The organism is Yoonia sp., from assembly GCF_036007805.1.
Taxonomy (GTDB): Bacteria; Pseudomonadota; Alphaproteobacteria; order Rhodobacterales; family Rhodobacteraceae; genus Yoonia.
In genome coordinates this window covers 1-5020 of sequence record NZ_DASYOK010000200.1, presented here as the reverse complement: position 1 = coordinate 5020, position 5020 = coordinate 1, and the positions used below count along the sequence as shown (strand labels likewise).

Below are 5020 nucleotides of genomic sequence, written 5' to 3'. Positions count from 1 at the left end.
ATCGCCCGCGACGCGCTGGCGCTGATTGCGCAGGGGCGCTGAATGATGGACGGCCTGCTTGCAACAGTTGATCTGACAGGACAGGAATTCCTGATCCTGACGGTGATCGTGATCGTGGCCGGCATTGTGCGCGGTTTTTCGGGCTTCGCGCTTTCAGCCGTTGTCATGGCAAGCGCCGTCATCATCCTGCCGCCCGTGCAAATCATCCCGATCTGCTGGTGGCTTGAAATGACGGCCTCGGTGCTGATGGCAAGGGGCGGATGGCAAGAGGCGGACCGCGGTATCGTCATGGGGCTGGTGATCGGATCGACCATCGGCGTGCCTTTTGGTCTTCTGCTGACGACTTCTGTCTCTGTTGAAGCCAGCCAACTCATCGCTCTGACGGTCATCATTGCACTGGCGCTGACACAACTTGCCAAAATCCGGCTCGCGTTTCTGGCCACCAAAGCGGGGCTTTATGGTTCGGGTATCGCCGCGGGTATCGTCACCGGCCTTGCCAGCGTGGGCGGCATGGTGATCGCGATCTATGTGCTTTCGCAAGATGCGCCCGCTGCTAAAATGCGTGCAGCCCTCGTGCTCTTTCTGTTCGTGAGCTCGCTGACCTCGCTCATCATGCTGCTCTGGTTCGGCGTGATGGACAGCACTGCTGCCGCACGTGGCCTGAGCCTTGCTATTCCGACAACAGTTGGTGTGTTCCTAGGTCAACGCCTGTTCACGCCGCGTTTTGCCCCCTACTATCGCCCTGCCTGCCTGTCACTGCTTTGCGGTTTGGCAGGCGCAGCCCTTGTCCGCACCCAATTCGCTTGAAAGGTCTCCAGATGTCACTTGATCAGCCCCAACTCGATACATCGCCCAAAGTCTCGGACGAGGTGCGCAAGACGACCTGCTACATGTGTGCCTGCCGCTGCGGGATCAACGTGCATATGAAAGACGGCAAGGTCGCCTATATCGAGGGGAACAAGGACCATCCCGTGAACCGGGGCGTGCTATGTGCCAAAGGCTCCGCCGGCATCATGCAGCATAACGCACCCTCGCGGCTACGCGCCCCGCTCAAGCGCGTGGGCGAGCGAGGCTCGGGCGAGTTCGAGGAGATCAGCTGGGAAGAGGCGCTGACACTGGCCACCGAATGGTTGGCCCCCATCCGCGAAAAAGCCCCCCAAAAGCTCGCGTTCTTCACGGGCCGCGACCAGTCGCAGTCCTTTACCAGCTTCTGGGCGCAGGGTTTCGGCACGCCCAACTATGCAGCACACGGCGGGTTCTGTTCGGTCAATATGGCGGCAGCGGGTATCTATACGATGGGTGGCGCCTTCTGGGAGTTTGGCCAGCCGGATTGGGACCACACCAAGCTTTTCATGCTGTTTGGCGTGGCCGAAGACCACGACAGCAACCCCATCAAGATGGGCATCGGCAAGATCAAGGCACGCGGCGCGCGGATGATCGGGGTGAACCCGATCCGTACAGGCTATAACGCGGTGGCCGATGATTGGGTGGGTATCACGCCGGGCACGGATGGCCTGTTCATTCTGGCGATGGTCCATTGCCTGATGAAAGCTGGCAAAATTGATCTGGACTATCTAGGGCGCTTCACCAATGCCTCGGTGCTGGTGAACGAAGATCCGAAGTCCGAACAGTTCGGTCTGTTCCTGCGCGATGAAGACGGGCAACCACAAGTCATCGACCGGCGCACAGGCAATCTGGCACCTTGGAACGGTAAGGGGGTCGAACCCGATCTCGCCGCGACCTACCGCGCAAAAGGGGTCACGCACCGGCCCGTTTTCCACCAGATGGCCGACCGCTACCTGTCCGAAGACTACGCGCCGGAAGCCGTGGCCGAGCGGTGCGGGATTTCCGCCCAGCGCATCCGTGCGATCGCCGCCGATCTGGCCCGCGTTGCCTTTGACGAGGCAATCGCGCTTGACCGCCCTTGGACCGATTTCCGCGGCAAAAAGCATGACAAGATGATCGGCCGCCCTGTCAGCTTCCACGCAATGCGCGGAATTTCAGCACATTCCAACGGGTTCCAGACCTGCCGTGCGCTGCATGTGCTGCAAATCCTGCTCGGTTCTGTCGAAGTCCCCGGTGGCATGCGTTTCAAACCGCCCTACCCCAAACCGGCCACAGCCCACCCCAAGCCGCATGGCAAAGTCACCCCCGGAGCCGCGCTTGACGGCCCGCACCTTGGCTATACCCAAGGGCCGGAAGACCTCTTGCTAGATGCAGAAGGTAACCCCACCCGCATCGACAAAGCCTATTCATGGGAAAACCCCATGTCGGCGCACGGGCTGATGCATATGGTGATCTCGAACGCCCATGCGGGTGTGCCCTACAAGATCGACACGCTGTTCATGTATATGGCGAATATGTCGTGGAACTCGTCGATGAACGTGGGCGGCGTGCACAAGATGCTGACCGACAAGGACGAAGGCGGCGATTATGTCATCCCGCGCATTATCTATTCCGACGCCTATTCATCCGAAATGGTGGCCTACGCCGATCTGATCCTGCCCGATACCACTTATCTGGAACGGCACGACTGTATCTCGCTGCTCGACCGCCCGATCTGCGAGGCCGACGGCGTGGCCGATGCGATCCGCTGGCCCGTCGTGGAACCCGATCGCGATGTGCGCGGCTTCCAGTCAGTGCTGTGCGATCTGGGCGCGCGGCTGGGGCTGCCCGGTTTCGTGAATGATGACGGCAGCCAGAAATATGCGGACTACGCCGATTACATCACCAACCACGTCCGCCGTCCCGGTGTCGGGCCGCTCGCCGGATGGCGTGTTGGCGAAAACGGCAAACTGCAAGGCGGGCGCGGCGACCCCAATGGCAGCCAGTTGCAGAACTACATCGACAACGGCGGCTTCTGGATCGAACACGTTCCTGAAAACGCAGCCTACTACAAACCCTTCAGCATGGAGTATCAGGACTGGGCTGTGAAAATGGGCTTCTATGATGTGGTCCAACCCTACATCTTCCAGCTTTACGTGGAACCTCTGCGCAAATTCCAGGCCGCCGCCGAAGGTATCGGCACACGGCAACCGCCAGAACATCTGCGCGAACGTCTGAAACTGACGATGGACCCGCTCCCGTTCTGGTACCCCCCGCTTGAGGACGGCCACGCCGATCCGGTCGAATACCCGATCCACGCGCTGACCCAACGGCCTATGGCGATGTACCATTCCTGGGGCACGCAGAACGCCTGGCTGCGGCAGATCCACGGGCACAATCCACTTTATGTGCCGACAAAAATCTGGGAGGAAAACGGCTTTCAGGAAGGCGACTGGGCGTGCGTATCATCCGTGCACGGGTCGATCACCGTGCCTGTCGCCCATCAGGCGTCGCTCAACCCCAATACGGTCTGGACATGGAACGCGATCGGCAAACGCAAAGGCGCATGGGCGCTGGATGACAAGGCACCAGAGGCGACCAAAGGCTTCCTGCTCAACCACCTGATCCACGAATTGCTGCCACCCAAAGGTGACGGTCTGCGCTGGGCCAACTCCGATCCGATCACCGGGCAGGCCGCATGGTTCGACCTGCGGGTCAAGATCGAAAAATCCGCCGTGCCGAACGAGGCCCAGCCGGTCATGCCGGCGATCAAATCACCGGTCGGCAAAGGACCAAAGAACCTCGCATGGAAGGTCGGCAAATGACCAACCGACAAGTGCTCTTGATCATTGCCACCTTCGTCGCCCTGACCTTGGGCAGTTTCATCTGGTACATCGCCACATGGGACAGCCGCAAAGGCGGCGATCAGACGACCCTTATCATCTTGCCTGAATTACTTCCGCCGGAGGCTCCGGCGCTTGCAACAGGGACAAAGCTATGACCCAACTCCCGCCACCTTCCGCCAAAAAACTCGGCCTCGTGATTGACCTTGATACCTGTGTGGGATGCCACGCCTGTGTCGTCTCATGCAAAGGCTGGAACACCGAAAACTACGGCGCCCCCCTGTCGGATCAAAACGCTTATGGTGCCGATCCATCAGGGACCTTTCTGAACCGCGTCCACTCCTACGAGGTGCAACCGGCACAGGGCGAAGCCCAACTCATCCACTTCCCCAAATCCTGCCTGCACTGCGAGGATGCGCCCTGCGTCACAGTCTGCCCCACAGGCGCCAGCTACAAACGCGCCGAAGACGGCATCGTCCTTGTCAACGAAAGTGACTGCATCGGCTGCGGCCTTTGCGCATGGGCCTGCCCCTACGGCGCACGCGAACTGGACGCCAAAGAAGGTGTGATGAAAAAATGCACCCTCTGCGTGGACCGCATCTATAACGAGAACCTCCCCGAAGAAGACCGCCAGCCCGCCTGCGTGCGGACCTGCCCTGCCGGTGCCCGCCACTTTGGCGATCTGGGCGATGCAGACAGCGACGTGTCAAAACTGGTGGCCGAACGCGGCGGGTTTGATCTGATGCCGGAACAGGGCACCAAGCCGGTGAACAAATACCTGCCACCCCGCCCCAAGGACGAAATGCCCGAATTCGATGTGCTCGCCCCCTACCTTGAGCCCATCGCCAGCGACGGCAAAGGCTTCGTCGGCTGGCTCGACAAAGCCCTCTCATCCCTGCCCGGAGGCGCCAAATAATGCATCCTGCAAGTTCCGTCATCATCTTCAACACCTTCTCGGGCCTCGGCTTTGGCCTGCTCTTCTGGCTTGGCATGGGCGCACTCGTGCCAACCGGCATGGGGGCGTTCATCTGGTTCACCATCGCCTATCTGCTGGCGGTCGGCGGGCTGATTGCCTCGACCTTCCACCTCGGCCACCCTGAACGCGCCATAAAAGCCTTCAGCCAATGGAAAACCAGCTGGCTCAGCCGTGAAGGCATTTGCGCCGTTTTCGCCCTCGTCGTCATGGCGATTTACGGGGCAGGTCTGGTCTTTGCCGAAACACGCCTCGCGCTGGTCGGCATCATCGGCGGCATCGCGTCACTCGGCGTCGTCTTCACCACGTCGATGATCTACGCGCAGATGAAAACCGTTCCGCGCTGGCGGCACTGGACAACACCCGCGATGTATCTGCT

5 protein-coding genes are annotated in these 5020 nt (G+C 60.5%); all 5 read left to right on the top strand.

The genetic code is table 11. The annotated features are described in order from the left end of the window. The first annotated feature begins 42 nt into the window (after positions 1-42). On the top strand, positions 43-807 hold the full coding sequence (locus tag VGP75_RS11420; RefSeq protein WP_327543783.1) for a TSUP family transporter: 765 nt from the start codon (positions 43-45) through the stop codon (positions 805-807). 11 nt (positions 808-818) lie between these two features. Then, positions 819-3650: a molybdopterin oxidoreductase family protein gene (locus VGP75_RS11415; RefSeq protein WP_327543782.1), complete on the top strand. Its 2832-nt coding sequence runs from the start codon at positions 819-821 to the stop codon at positions 3648-3650. Beyond that, a complete protein-coding gene (locus VGP75_RS11410) occupies positions 3647-3826 on the top strand; it encodes a hypothetical protein (protein WP_327543781.1) in 180 nt (59 codons plus the stop codon). The genes VGP75_RS11415 and VGP75_RS11410 overlap by 4 nt, the downstream gene beginning before the upstream one ends. Further along, positions 3823-4584: a 4Fe-4S dicluster domain-containing protein gene (locus tag VGP75_RS11405; RefSeq protein WP_327543780.1), complete on the top strand. Its 762-nt coding sequence runs from the start codon at positions 3823-3825 to the stop codon at positions 4582-4584. The genes VGP75_RS11410 and VGP75_RS11405 overlap by 4 nt, the downstream gene beginning before the upstream one ends. After that, a partial coding sequence (locus VGP75_RS11400) for a dimethyl sulfoxide reductase anchor subunit family protein (RefSeq protein ID WP_327543779.1) occupies positions 4584-5020 on the top strand: 437 nt, incomplete at its 3' end. The genes VGP75_RS11405 and VGP75_RS11400, both read left to right, overlap by 1 nt.